This window comes from Actinoplanes italicus, assembly GCF_003001815.1.
GTDB classification, from domain to species: Bacteria; Actinomycetota; Actinomycetes; order Mycobacteriales; family Micromonosporaceae; genus Actinoplanes; species Actinoplanes italicus.
In genome coordinates this window covers 135,499-149,009 of record NZ_PVMZ01000009.1, presented here as the reverse complement: position 1 = coordinate 149,009, position 13,511 = coordinate 135,499, and the positions used below count along the sequence as shown (strand labels likewise).

General features: G+C 72.1%; 7 protein-coding genes. 1 reads left to right on the top strand and 6 read right to left on the bottom strand.

Going from position 1 to position 13,511, the window contains the following annotated elements:
• Positions 1 to 9 precede the first annotated feature (9 nt).
• Entirely contained in the window at positions 10 to 390 is a 381-nt protein-coding gene (locus CLV67_RS22730; protein ID WP_106321587.1) for a hypothetical protein, read from the bottom strand.
• 139 nt (positions 391 to 529) lie between these two features.
• On the opposite strand from CLV67_RS22730, the gene CLV67_RS22725 reads away from it, so the two are divergent.
• Positions 530 to 1,306 (top strand): M15 family metallopeptidase, encoded by a 777-nt coding sequence (locus CLV67_RS22725; RefSeq protein ID WP_106321585.1) that lies wholly within the window; start codon positions 530 to 532, stop codon positions 1,304 to 1,306.
• Between the two features lie 44 nt (positions 1,307 to 1,350).
• Here CLV67_RS22725 and CLV67_RS22720 read toward each other — a convergent pair whose 3' ends face one another.
• From CLV67_RS22720 to CLV67_RS22700, 5 genes are read right to left on the bottom strand one after another with little or no spacing between them, the layout of a single operon-like run.
• Positions 1,351 to 6,495, bottom strand: coding sequence for a diguanylate cyclase (locus CLV67_RS22720; protein ID WP_106321583.1), 5,145 nt, complete (start codon positions 6,493 to 6,495; stop codon positions 1,351 to 1,353).
• Positions 6,492 to 8,813 (bottom strand): putative bifunctional diguanylate cyclase/phosphodiesterase, encoded by a 2,322-nt coding sequence (locus CLV67_RS22715; RefSeq protein ID WP_106321581.1) that lies wholly within the window; start codon positions 8,811 to 8,813, stop codon positions 6,492 to 6,494. The genes CLV67_RS22720 and CLV67_RS22715 overlap by 4 nt, the downstream gene beginning before the upstream one ends.
• 51 nt (positions 8,814 to 8,864) lie before the next feature.
• On the bottom strand, positions 8,865 to 9,617 hold the full coding sequence (locus CLV67_RS22710) for an MBL fold metallo-hydrolase (protein WP_106321579.1): 753 nt from the start codon (positions 9,615 to 9,617) through the stop codon (positions 8,865 to 8,867).
• 38 nt (positions 9,618 to 9,655) lie between these two features.
• Positions 9,656 to 11,413 (bottom strand): VanW family protein, encoded by a 1,758-nt coding sequence (locus CLV67_RS22705; protein ID WP_239166445.1) that lies wholly within the window; start codon positions 11,411 to 11,413, stop codon positions 9,656 to 9,658.
• Between the two features lie 45 nt (positions 11,414 to 11,458).
• The gene (locus CLV67_RS22700) at positions 11,459 to 13,483 is read right to left on the bottom strand and encodes an ATP-binding response regulator (RefSeq protein ID WP_239166444.1); all 2,025 of its coding nucleotides are present in this window, start codon (positions 13,481 to 13,483) and stop codon (positions 11,459 to 11,461) included.
• Between the last annotated feature and the right edge of the window lie 28 nt (positions 13,484 to 13,511).

Below are 13,511 nucleotides of genomic sequence, written 5' to 3'. Positions count from 1 at the left end.
GAACGGCGTCTACTGAATGTCGATGTCCATGGGCTGCGGCACCTCACGCAGGTGCCGGTTGTGCCGCGGCTCCCGCCGGGTCCGGATGTCGTCGATCCGCCGGCGCAGGTCGTCACGCGCGTCCATCACGGCCGCGTGCAGTTCCTCCTCCGAGGACGTCGTCACGATCTTCTCGCCCCCGCTGAGCCAGCACTCCAGCGTCACCTTCTGGCCACGAGCGTCGCGGTCCTTGACGGAGATCTCCAGCTCGGTGGCATCGGCGTGGAAGGAGGCGAGTCTGGCGTCCAGGGTGCCGAACAACTCGACCAGCCAGTTGCGGTCGCCCTGCGAAAAGCCGGCCCCCACACGCAGGCACTCGGCAACGGTGGCCGGGTTGGCGACGGCAGTCATCTGTTCCTCCTCTGTCCGGCGAAACGGTCAGCCCCTTCGTACCCGGCACGGACGGATCGAATCCCGATCGTCCCGCTACGGATGATCTTTGGGGCGGTTCACCGGTACGGGGCGCACTTCTGGGTAACGCTGTACCGCTGTGGGAAGATCACTCTCGGCATTCGTCTGCGCGGTCCTGGTGGCCGCCAACCCGGCACCGGCCACGGCGGCGCCTCCGGCCACGGCGTACATCATCCGGCCCGGCGACACCCTGACATCCATTTCCCGGCGGTACGACGTACGCGTCGCCGACCTGCGCGAATGGAACGGTGTGCGGGCCGGGACACCACTGCGCATCGACGGCATGCTGCGGCTTACCGAACCGTACGCACCGCTGCCCGCCTGGCGGTCCCGGATCGAGACGGTGACCCCGGCCGAGGCGAACGGTGACCCGGCCAAGAAATGCCCGGTCCCCGCCACCGAGCTGCGGCGCATCCACGTCAAATACCTCGGCTTCGACGGCAGCGCCCACGACGGCTGGGTGATCATGCACCAGACCCTGGCCACCGCGACACAGAGCGCGTTCGCGGACCTCTACCGCTGGCGGTTCCCGATCATGGCGATGCCACCGGCCGTGGTCCCCGACAAAACCGTGCTGACCCTGGGCTACGAGTGCCGCTTCGTCGCCGGAACCACCAAGTGGTCCCAGCACTCCTACGGCCGCGCCATCGACATCAATCCGCGCCAGAACCCGATGATCCGAGGCGACTACCTCGACCCGCCGAACAGCCGCACGTGGCTGGCCCGCCACAAGCACTGGCCGGGGATGATGCACGAGAACGGCGTCGTGCCCGCTTTCACCACGCGGGGCTTCTTCTGGGGCGGCCGCTGGACGAGCCTCAAGGACTACATGCACTTCAGCACCACAGACCTCTGAAGCTCACAAGATCGAGGCGGTAGGCGCGGCGGCTCGGCGGGCTGTCAATCGATCATCACTCGGTTCCGGCCTGACTCCTTTGCCCGGTAGAGGGCGTGGTCGGCGCGGGCCAGCAGCTCGTCGAGGGTGGTGTCGTCGGCGGTCAGGCTCGTGAGGCCGACACTGATGGTCACCGGCAGCGGGCCCGCCTGGGTGGGTATCGGGTCGGCGGAGACGGCCAGGCGGATGCGTTCGGCCAGTTCGGCGGCGTGGCCCTCGTGGTCGGGCAGGACCGCGGCGAACTCCTCGCCACCGTAGCGGCCGAGTACGTCGGAGTGACGCAGACACCTGCGGATGCGGGCGGCCACGGTACGGATGACCTCGTCGCCCACGCCATGGCCGTACGTGTCGTTGATGCCCTTGAACTTGTCGATGTCCAGCATGACCGCCGCGAGCTGACGGCTGTTGCGGGCCGCGGCCTGCACCAACGCTCCGGCGATGGCGTAGAAGTGCCGGCGGTTGTGCTGGCCGGTCAGTTCGTCGGTGGTGGCGAGCTCCTGGACGCGGCTGAAGAGGCGGGCGTTCTCGTAGGCGGCCATGCCCTGGGTGGCCAGCGCCGCCGCGACCTGCCGGCTGGTGTCGTCGAGGCCGGCGCCACCGATCAGGACGACGCCGACCGGGCCGTCGCGTCCGGTCAGGGGCACGACGAGGGCGGCCGGCGCTCCGCCGAGCAGCCTCTCCCGTACGCCCGCCGTGGTCTCCGGATCGAGGATCTCGGGTGACTCGACGTCGAAGTAGGGCGCCTGCGTGCCGACCGCTTCGGCGGGTGCCGGACCGGTCACCTCGAGCACGTCGCCGGAGGGGCTGATCAGGCACGCCGCGGTTCCGCCGAGCTGGGCCCGCAGCGTGCCGCACAGGTGACGCAGCAGGCGGTCGGGCTCGAGGATCGCGGTGAGCTCGGCGAGGCTGGCGCGCAGCATCTCGGCGAGGGCCTGCTGCTGACGGGCGGCCTGGACGGCGGAGTGCAGCTGGGCGGCGCGGGCGGTCTCCAGGGACACCGCGACGTGGCTGCTGACGGCGGTGAGGACGGCGACGTCGTCGTCGGTGAAGATGCCGCGGGCGAGGCGGCTGTCGAGGTAGACGACGGCGACCAGCCGGCCCTTGAACTGGACGGGCGCGATCAGGATGCTGCGCAGGCCGTGCACGACGGCGCTGCGTGAACCGAGGGCGGCGCCCTGTTCGGTGCCGGTGATGACGACCGGCTCGCCGGTCTCGGCAACCCGCCGGACCAGGCTGACGCCGAAGTCGCCGGTCTCGGCCAGCTCGCCGGAGACGTCGCGGCCGGCGTAGCGGACCGGTTCGCCGCTCTCGTCGAGCAGGAAGAAGATGGCCCGCTCGGCGCCGAGGATGCGCAGCATCTCGTCGAGGGCGACGCTGGCCAGCTGCTGTGGGTCCAGGATGGTCGCGGCGGCAGTCCCGACCTGCTGCAACGCTTCGAGATGGCGGTTGCGGCCGGAGGCCGGGCGGCGTTCGGCGACGGTCCGGCGATGCGTGCCGGCACCCTCCTCGACCGCGAATTCGGTACGCGTCTGCCTGCGCCGCTGCTCCCAGCCGTGGAACAGCGCCATCCCGAGAGCGAACCGGGCCTGCCGATCGGCCTCGTTGGCCAGCCCCATGGCGCGCATGGCACGGGCCCGGATCCGGAACACCTCGTACTGGATGAACGGCGCGTCCACCTTGCGCAGCCGCCGTTCGGCCTCGTCGGCGACCTTGATGCAGCGCTGCGGATCGGCCGAGGCCAGGTGCAGTGACGCCTTGGTGGTGAGGTGGACGCAGCGCAGCAGCGGGGTGCCGCCGACCTTTCCGAGGGCCTTGATCGCCTTGCCGGCCGCCTCGAGCCGGGCCGGGCGGTCGGCGTCGGAGGCATAGCGGAACTGGATCAGCCGGGCGTGTGCCTGATAGACGTAGATCCACCGGTGTTGCGGCATGAGTTCGCTCCGGCTCAGCCCCAGCTCGTGGAACTCGTCGAACACGCTCTGCAGTTGCTCGCCGACCTCGCCCTGTTCGATCAGGACGCACGCGGCGGCGGTGAGGATGTTGGCCCGCTGCACGCGGGTGCCGACTCCCGGCGGGAACACCTCACGCAGCCGTTTCAGCGCGGCCGCGGCATCGCCGAACCGGCTCTGCCCAGCCGGGACCATGATGGTGAGCATGCCGAGCGAGGTGCCGAGAGCACCCTGCTGGTCGTCGAGGAGCTGCATGCCGCGCTCGTACTCGCGGGCGGCGTCCTCGACGTAGCCGCGCAGCAGATAACGCAGGCCGAGCGTGGCGTAGCCGGGAACGAGCTGCGCCGGTACGTACCAGCGGGCGTTCCGGGTGATCGTCTTCTCCCAGATGCTGCCGTCGTCGGCGCCGCTGAAGAGCAGTGCACAGCCCTGCATCCACTCCACATAGGCGCCCAGGCCGGGATCGCCCAGGCCGGCGGCCACCTCGGCGGCCCGCTTCAGGCAGCGGTCGCTGGTGCCGCGCAGCTTGATCATCGCCGTCACGTAGCCGATCAGGCTGTAGACGCGAACGTACTCGGGGCACGGGCCGAGCCGGTTGACCGCGTACATGGCGCGCAACGCGAAGATGCCCGCCTCCTTCAGGCGCATGCCGACCGCTGCGGCGTAGCCGCCGGCGTCGAGGACGGCGGCGAGCGCGGCCTGCGTCTCCCGGTCCCGGCCGCTCGCGGTTCCCCGACCGATTCCGGTACGCCTGACGAACGCACCGGCCATCGCGATGAACAGAGTCTGGATCAGGGCGATCAGTCCCGCGCCGGGCACCGGCCGGCGCAGTTCGGCGAGGGCGGCCCGAGCCGTCTCCAGCGCCCGGCTGTCGTCCCAGACGGTGTGGTGCAGCTCGATGCGGGTGGTGAGCAGCAGGGCCCGCCGCAGCCGGTCGGTCTCGGCGGCGAGGGCCCGGTCGAGCACCGCGTCGGCCTCGTCGAGCCGCCCGCCGGCCAGGTAGGCCCGGGCCAGCGCGTGCAGTAGCCGGCTGTCGGGTGCCGGGTCGTCGGCGACCGCATCGGTGAGGTAGCCGATCGCCTCGGCCGGGGCCTGGTCGGCGAGTGCGCGGCGGCCGGCGGTGGCGGCGCTGCGGCGCCGGTCCTCGGGCGAGGCGGCGTCACCGGCCTGCCGGTGGTGGCGGGCCACGGCGTACGCGTGCCCGTCGTCGCGCAGGTCCTCGGGCAGTCCTTCCAGCGCGCGGGCCAGGTCGGCGTGCATCCGGCGCAGGGCGTCCGCGTCGACCCGGTCGAGGAGGACGTCACGCAGTTGCGGGTGGACGAACGCGTACCAGCCGCCGGGGCGGGACTCCAGCACGTGCCGGTCGGCCGCGGCGGCGAGGGCGCCGAGCACACGGTCGGGTTCGCCGAGCACGAACAGCGTCTCCGGGCGGAACCGGATGCCGGCCGCGGCGGCGACGGTCAGGCAGTCCAGGGTCTCGGCGGGCAGGCCGGTGAGCCGGGCCGCGATCAGGTCGCGCACGTCGGCGACCGGTGGCAGTGCGTCGGCGCCGCGCTGGTCCAGCCGCCAGGTGCCCCAGAACGGGCTGATCAGACCCGCGTCGAGCAGCCGCAGCAGGTAGCTGACGACCGCGAGGGGCGTTCCGTCGGTACGGGCGGTCACGTGCCGTACGAGGTCGACGGGGACCTCGGCGCCGGGCAGGCGGGAGGCGATCACGTCGGCCACGGCCGAGGCCGGCAGCGGCGCGCAGGTGACCTCGAGAGCACCGCCGGTGTCCATGCCGGCGGCCGGATCGCCGGCGCCGTCCGGGACGGTGAACAGGATCAGGGCGGGTAGTCCGGCCAGCTCGGCGGCGAGCTTCTCGATGAGCTGGCGGGTGCCGGAGTCGAGGTGCTGAGCGTCGTCGACGACCAGCAGCAGCCCGCCGGAGCGGGTGGCCAGCTCGCCGAGGAACACGGCTCCGGCGCCGAGCACGTGTTCGTCGCCGCCGGGCGCGGGTTCGCCGGAGACGGCCGGGACCAGGTCGCCGAAAAGCCGGGCGAGCAGTCCCGGTCCAGCCGTGGCCGCGGCCTCGGCGATGATCTGATCGACGGCGGCGCGCTGCTCGGGACTCAACCGGCGGGCCCCGGCCTGCCAGGCGGCGACCGCCTCGCGGACGGCTGCCAGCGGGGTCGCCTCGTCGGGACGGCAGGTGGCCCAGAAGACCGGCAGCCCGGCGGCCGACGCCTCGGCGGCGACCTCCTCGGCGAGCCGGGTGCGGCCGGATCCGGCGGCGCCGCGGATGACGGCGACCCCGCCCTGTCCGGCGCGGGCCCGTTCCCAGCGGCGGCTGAGCCGGCCGGTCTCCTCGGAGCGCCCGCGCAGCGGCCAGCCGGTGACCGCGCCCTGTCCGGCGGCCTCCCCGCCGGGGCAGCCGCGCAGGTCTGCCAACAGTGCCGCGGCGTCCGGATAGCGGTCGTCGGGATCCTTGGCGAGCAGCCTGTTCACCACGGCCTGCAGGGCCGGGTCGATGCCGGGGCGCAGTTCGGCGAGGTCCGGGACCGGGGCGGCCAGGTGCAGGCGGAGCAGCTCACCGACGTCGTCGGCCTCGAACGGCAGCCGGCCGGTCAGGCACTCGTAGAGGACGACGCCGAGCGAGTAGAGGTCGGAGCGGCCGTCGACCGGCCGTTTGAGCATGCCGGACTGTTCCGGCGAGGTGTACAGGAAGGTGCCGACGGCCTCGTCGGTGTCACCGCGTTCGGCGCCGATCTGTGCCAGCCCGAAGTCGATCAGGGTGGCCGGCTGGTCCGGGCCGACCATGATGTTGCCCGGTTTGATGTCGCGGTGCACCAGGCCGAGACGGTGCGCGGCGGCCAGGCCACGGGCCAGGCGGGCGGCCATCGCGACCACCCATTCCTCGGCGAGCACACCACCGCCGAGCTGATCGGTGAGCGAACCACCGGCCAGATGGTCCAAGATGAGGGCGGGCACCCCGTCGAGGTCGCCGACCGCGTGCACCCGGACCACACCGGGGTTGTCGATGCAGGCGAGCAGGGCGGCCTCGCGGCTGAACTCGGTCCGGATCTCGGGGTAGGCGCTCGCGTCGGCCAGCGGGCGCTTCACGGCGTACCAGCGGTCACCGCGGCGGACCCGGTGGACCATCGTGAACGCGCCACGGCCGAGCTCGTCGACCACTTCCAGGCCGGTCAGCCCCGTATCCGTCACTTGACACTCACTCCGAGTCCGGCGTCACTGTGCTCATCGGCCGTGACCGGGCGCACCTGAACTTTTGCGTCCTCGGACAGCAGATCGGTCAGATCGCCGGCCGGGATCGGGCGGGCGAAGTGGTAGCCCTGGGCCCGGTGACAGCCGAGGTCGCGCAGCAGGTCGGCGTGGTAACGGGTCTCCACCCCTTCGGCCACGGTGGTGAGGCCGAGCCCCGCGGCCAGGTCGACGATCGCCCGGACCAGGACGGCCTGCCGGATGTCGGCGTCGTCGGCCGGCATGAACGAGCGGTCGATCTTCAGGACGTCGATGGGCAGGTCACGCAGGTAGGACAGGGACGAGTAGCCGGTGCCGAAATCGTCGATCGCCACCCGTACACCCTCCGCCCGAAGTGCCGAGAGATGCAACAGCGCCTGCGCCGCGTGGGCGCCGGACCGGACCAGCACGCCTTCGGTGATCTCCAGCGTGAGCGCGGTGGCCGGCAGACCGCTCGCGCGAAGTGCCGCGAGGGCCTTGACGGTGAAGTGCGGGTCGGCGAGCTGCCGCGGGGAGACGTTGACGGTGACCGTGGTGCCCCACTGCCGGTGCCAGACGGCCGCGTCGGCACAGGCGCGGCGCAGCACCCATTCGCCGAGCGCGACGATCAGGCCACTGTCCTCCGCGGCCGGGATGAACAGGTCCGGGCCGATCGGCGAGCGGCCCGGCGGCATCCAGCGGACCAGCGCCTCGACGGCGACCGGGCGGGCGTCGTCGAGGTTGACGATGGGCTGGTAGTGCACGGCGAACTCGGCCGCGTCGACGGCGCCGCGCAGGCGTTCCAGCAGGCGGATCCGGTCGGCCTGTTCCTGGCGCATGGCCACGTCGAAGACGGCGGCCTGGTCCTTGCCGGCTGCTTTGGCCGCGTACAGAGCCAGGTCGGCGTCGCTGAGCACCTGCACCGGGTCGGCCGCCGGGCCGAAGACGCGGATCCCGGCGCTCGCCGTGATGTGCAGGGGCTGCCCGCCGGCCGGGACCGGCGTACGCATCGCGGCCAGCACCTCCTCGCAGACGGCGGTCGCCGCCACCGGCCCGGCGCCGGGGAGCAGGAGCGCGAACTCGTCGCCACCGAGCCGGGCGGTGATCTCGCCGTCGCCGGTCATCAGGCCGCGGAGACGGCCGGCGACCGACACGAGCAGGTCGTCGCCGGTCGGGTGCCCGAACCGCTCGTTGACGTCCTTGAAGCCGTCCAGGTCGACCAGGATCAGGGCGCCGCCGTCCGGGACGGTGAGCCGTTCCTCCAGCTCGGTGCGGTTGGGCAGACCGGTGAGCGTGTCGTGGCGGGCCTGATGGGACAGGGTGAGCTGCAGTTCGGCCTGCTCGTGCAGGGCGTCGCGGAGGCTTGCGGCGCGCCGGGCGGCCAGACCGGTGGTGTGGGTGAGGCGCAGCACCAGCAGCAGTGCGGTGAACGCCGTCGCGATCAGCGGCACCGACAGATCGACCATGTCGTGCCTGTTGATCAGCAGGTATCCGGTGCCGACCGGGCCGACCATGACGAGCACGACGTTGCCGACCGGCGCGAGCCGGCGCGGGCGGCGTTCCGGGACGGGCCCGGCGGCCTGCGGATGCCGCGCGGCGAGGCCGATCAGCAGGAAGGCGAGCACCCAGCCGGACGCGGTCCAGCCGGGCCCGGCCCAGGAGCCACCGGCCGCGGAGGCGAGGAAGTACGAGACGTCGGCGACGGTCAGCACCGCGACGGCGGCCAGCAGGAGCCGGTCCGGCCAGGTCAGACGGCCGTTGGCGACGACCATGCGGGTGGCGGCGGCGAGAACGAGAAGATCGAGGGCGGGGTACGCGAGCGCGCACGCCGATCCAGCCCAGTACCCGCGGTCCATCACGAACGGGTCGTAGAGCAGCACCCACATGAGCACGGCGCCGGTGCAGAGCATGATGCCGGCCTCGGTGAGCCCGGCCCAGCGCGAGCCGGCCCGGCTGTCCGACATGGCCAGCAGACCGGCCGCGAGCAGCGGATACATGCCCACGTAGACGAGGTCGACGAGGGTCAGCCCATCCGGCACGGGCAGTCCCGCGGCCATCCCGGCGCCCCAGACCCCGTTCGCCAGCACGCTGCAGAGCATCGCGCCCGCCACCGGCCACCAGGCCTGCCGGCGTGCCAGGTGGTTCCGGCGCACCCCGTTGCGGACGGCGATGAGCGCGGTTCCGGCGACCACCACGTAGGCGACCTGCCGTTCCGTGTCGCCGAGCACCGGTGTCACCAACGCCAGGAGCACACCGGCGAGCAACAGCCACCGGCCGCGAATCCGTTCCCCCGAGGAGCTCACCCCACCACGATCGCCGTCGTGGAGAGCAACCCGGTTGCCGGACGGGGTGTCTTAGAGTCGCGCCGCGAGCTGCTGCAACGCTTCCCGTGCACCGACCGTGAGCGGCTTGCCGTGGCCGGGCAGGATGGCCCGCACGTCCAGACCGGCGAGCTTCTTGACCGATGCGTCCGCCTGGGTCTGGTCGGCGGTGTAGAGCGGCGCGGCGCCCTCGAGCACGTTGAGGTTGCGCAGCGCGTCACCGGCCACCAGCACGCCGGTGCCCGGTTCGAAGATCGACACGTGGCCGAGGGTGTGTCCGGGCGTACCGATGATCTGCAGCCCGAAGACCTCGTCGCCGTCCTTCACAGGCTTCAGGGTCTTGCCGCCCGCGTTGATCGACGAGATGTCGTCCACCCCGGCGTAGAGGGTGGCCGGGACGCGCGGCACGATCTCGGCGAGCCCACCGGCGTGGTCCTGGTGCTGGTGGGTGAGGAAGACGTGCTTGACCGCGTCCCACTTGAGGCCGGCCGCGGTGAGGCCCTGCTCGACCGACTCGCCGGAGCCGGGGTTGCCGGTGTCCACCACGGCCACTTCGCCGCCGCGGATCAGCAGGTAGACGGAGACGTATTCGAGGTCGACCCGGCGCCAGTCCCCGGTCACGTTCCCGCTCGCGGCCGGTGCGGGCGGGACCGCGGAACTGGCGGGCCTCTTCGCCGGGCCCTTCGGGGTGTCGGAACAGCCGGTCACAGTATTGAGGACGGTCACGCCGAGCACACCGGACCCGGCGGTGAGAAGCAGTCTGCGGTTGAGCCTGAGGTCACTCATGCCCTCTGCTTAGCGCATCACCGCGGGTTTCGGTGTCCTCAGGCGGGAGCCCCGCAGATGAAGCGCGGTTCGGGGTCGTACTTCCAGGTGAACTTCTCCCGCTGGACGACCTTGCCGCCTTTGTGGAAGAGCCGCCAGGCGTCCTGGGTGAAGCCGATCAGCCCGCTGGTGGCGATGCAGTCCGGCCCGTCCGGCTTGGTGATCGTCTGCGGCGAGGTGATGTTGCGGCGCGGGCTCCACTCGGTGGTCACCTTGTCCCACACCCTGGTGCTCCAGACCGACACGGTGATCGAGTCGCTGGTGTGGGCGGTGTGGATCAGCACGCCGTACGGCGTGTTGTTTTTGAACCGGAAGTCGAGGTCGGGCCAGAAGATCGTGGACTCGATGACCGCGGGATAGCGATCGAAGTAGTAGGAGTGCGGCTTGTGCTCGACGTCCTCGAGCCCCGCGTAGTAGGTGGCGTTGAACAGCGTCGTGGTGAACTGCGAGACGCCGCCGCCGACCCCCGGTTGCAGGTCTCCGCCGACGATCACCGGCGCGTCCTTGTAGCCCTGCGCGTAACCGCGCTCACCGGTGTGCCGGTTGAGCGAGAACGTCTTCCCGGGCAGCACCAGCGCCCCGCGGACCTGCTTGGCGGCGGTCACGATGTTCTGGCTGCGCGGTGAGGACAGGCCACCGGTGAACTTGGTGGTGAAGGTCGAGACCTTCTCCTTCACCCCGAGTCTCTCCAGGTCCGCGACGGAGGTGGCGGGTGCGGCGGTGGTCAGGGATGCCTTGACGGTACGCGCGTCGCTGCTGCGCGCCGCGGTGAGCAGATCCGGCGCCAGGGCCGCGAGGTCGAGTCCCCGGCCGTCGGCGCCGGCGACGATCTTCGGTTTTCCGCCGGCGAACGTGAACGACGCGTCTTTCGCCGCCACCTCGATCCGGGCGAGCCTCGACGCCACCGAGGCCCGCAGCTTCTTCGGGTCGAACCGCGGCTCGATGAGCCCGGTCCGGTCGGCGGTCAGCACGAGGCTCTTCGCGATCGCGGCCGGCGGGACGGTGAGCGTGCCCTTCTCCGAGGTGATCGTGAGCGGGGCCGCGACGGCCGGCCGGGCGACCTCCTCGACCAGCCGGTCCACCTCCTCGGCGGTGGTGGCGGGTCGCAGTTCGACGAGCGGGACGGTGACCGGCTCGCCGGAGAGCCAGCCGGCCTTGACCGCCTCGGCGGAGCGCTCCGGGTCCAGGCCGCGGCCGGGCGCCGGGTGGACGGCCTTCGGGGTGAGTCCCGTGAAGGTCACGGCCGGAGCCCTCATCGGGGTGCCGACCGGGCCCACGGCTTTGAGCAGGGCCGCGTCGAGGAGATCGGCGTCGACGGCGATCACCGGGGCCACGGACCGGCCGCCGGACAACGACGGGCGTCCCCCGGACGCGGCGTCCACGGTCGCGTCCACGTCGACGACCAGGCCGATCGCGGCCGGGCTCACGGTGGCGCTCTTCTTCTCGACCCGCACCCGGACCGCGGCGGACGTCCTCGGGTCGGCGGCGAGGTGGGCGCGCAGCACGGTGCCGGCTTCGGCGCGGGTCAGGCCGCCGAGGTTCACGCCGAGCACGGTGACACCGCGCGGGACGTCACCCTTGAAGGCGTAGCGGGCCGCGAAACCGCCACCGGCCACGAGGGCCAGCACCGCGCCGCCGGCGAGCAGCGCGCGCCGCCCGCGCCGGGTCTCCCCCGGCGGCACGTCGAGGGTGTCGTGCGCCGGCGAGGCCTGTTGCGGCACCTTCACAGTCGGCTGACGATCGCTGGCGGTGGTCACCCGGCCTCCTCGGGGTAGGGGCGGCGAACCGAGGATGCTAGTCGATCAGCGGCGCTGCGTCGCCAGAAGAGCCGTTCGTACAGTGCTGACCAGCCTGTCCCGGTCGAACGGTTTGGGCAAAATGGTGGATCCCGGTTCGAGGTTGTTGCCGTGCTCGTCGAAGAGCGACTCGGCGAACCCGGAGACGAACACGATGCAGAGGTCGGGCCGGCGGCCGGCCGCGATCCGGGCCAGCTGGCGGCCGTCCATGCCGGGCATCACCACGTCGGTGACCAGCGCCTCGATCTCCCCGCCGTGCCGTTCCAGCAGGCGCAGCGCCTCGGCCGCGTCGGGCGCGGTGAGCACCCGGTACCCGGCGCCGGAGAGCATCCGGGCGGTCACCTGCAGCACCGCCTCCTCGTCGTCGACGAGCAGCAGGGTCTCCCCGCCGCCCGGTTCGTCGGCGGCCGCCTGCCGCGGTGGGGGCGGTGGTGGCGGGACGGCCCCGGCGACCGGCGGCAGCGTGAGGGTCACGGCGGCGCCGCGGCCGGGTTCGGAGTCCAGGGTGAGCCGGCCGCCGGCCTGGCTCACGATGCCGTGGACGGTGGAGAGGCCGAGCCCGACGGTGCCGGTGGTGGACTTGGTGCTGAAGAACGGTTCGCAGGCGCGGTCGAGCACGTCCTGGGACATGCCGGTGCCGGTGTCGCGGACCTCGACGGCCACGCCGTCGCCGTTGACCGAGGTGGTGATCGTGACGACGCCGCCGTCGGGCATCGCCTCCGCGCTGTTGCGGACCAGGTTGTGCAGGGCACGGTCGAGCTGAACCGGGTCGGCCTTGACCTCGGGCAGGTCCGGGTGCAGTTCGAGCCGGAGCCGGCAGCCGGTGCCGGCGGCCGTGGCCAGCGCTTCGGCGCAGTCCTCCAGCAGGGTGTTGAGGTTGACGACGGCGGGCTGATTCACCTCGCGGCGGCCGAACGCGAGCATGTGCTGGGTCAGTGTCTTGGCCCGCTCTCCACCCTTGATCACCTGCGCGAGGTCGCCGAGCAGCGCCTCCACGGTCTCCTCCGGCAGCGTGCCGTCGGCCTTGCCGTCGTTGATGGTCTCGATGGCCAGGTTGGTGTACCCGAGGATCGCACCGAGGATGTTGTTGAAGTCGTGCGCGGTGCCGCCGGCCATCCGGCGCAGGCTGTCCAGGCGTTCGGCGTCGCGGTGCCGGGCCTCGTCCTGGCGGCGCAGGGTCTCCTCGCGCAGCCGCTTCTCGGCCAGGACCAGGTCGGTGACGTCGTCGACCATCAGGACGCCGCCGGTCAGGGCGTCGTCCTCGTCGTGGGTCTGGCGCACGTGGATACGCAGTGACCGCGCGCTGCCGTCGGGCCGGGTGAGCCGGTGGGTGAACCGCATCTCGGTGTCCTGGCCGGCGCCGTGCAGCAGCGCGAGCGCGGTGTCCTGGGCGTTGTCGTCGAGGCAGGAGAGCCAGCCGGGACCGACGATGTCGTCCATCGGCATCTGGAGAATCTCGGTGAGGCGCTCGTTGACGTACTCGGCGTTGCCGTGCCGGTCGATGATGCCGATACCGACCGGGGAGGCCACGGCCATGGCCTCGAACCGGCGCTCGGTGTCGTGCAACTCCCGCACCTTCTCGATCAGCTTGGCGTTGACCGCGTGCAGGTGCGCCTGGGCGAAGTCCTCGGCCGGGGTCAGGTCGACGCTGACCGGTCCTCCGGCCAGGGCGACGTCGATGGCGTCGAGCAGCGCGTCCGGGTCCTGCGAGCGCAGCACCACCTGGCTGACCCCGCACGCCTCGGCGATCGGGCGGGTCTCCGGTTCGAGGTAGTTGGCGGTGTAGAAGATCACCGGAGCCTGGGCGGCCTCGCGATCCGGGTCGGCGCGTAGCCGGTGGACCAGCTCGAGGCCGTCGATGCCGGGCATCAGGACGTCCGAGACCACCACGTCGGGGTGGTGGGTGTGTGCCAGCCGGAGCGCGTCCGCCCCGTCGTGCGCCTCGATGACATCGTGTCCACGGAACCCGAGCAGCATGCGCACGATGTCCCGGTTGGCGGCCACGTCGTCGACGACCATCACTGTCGCCACGGGCGGCTCCCTTACGGCGAGTCGGTGG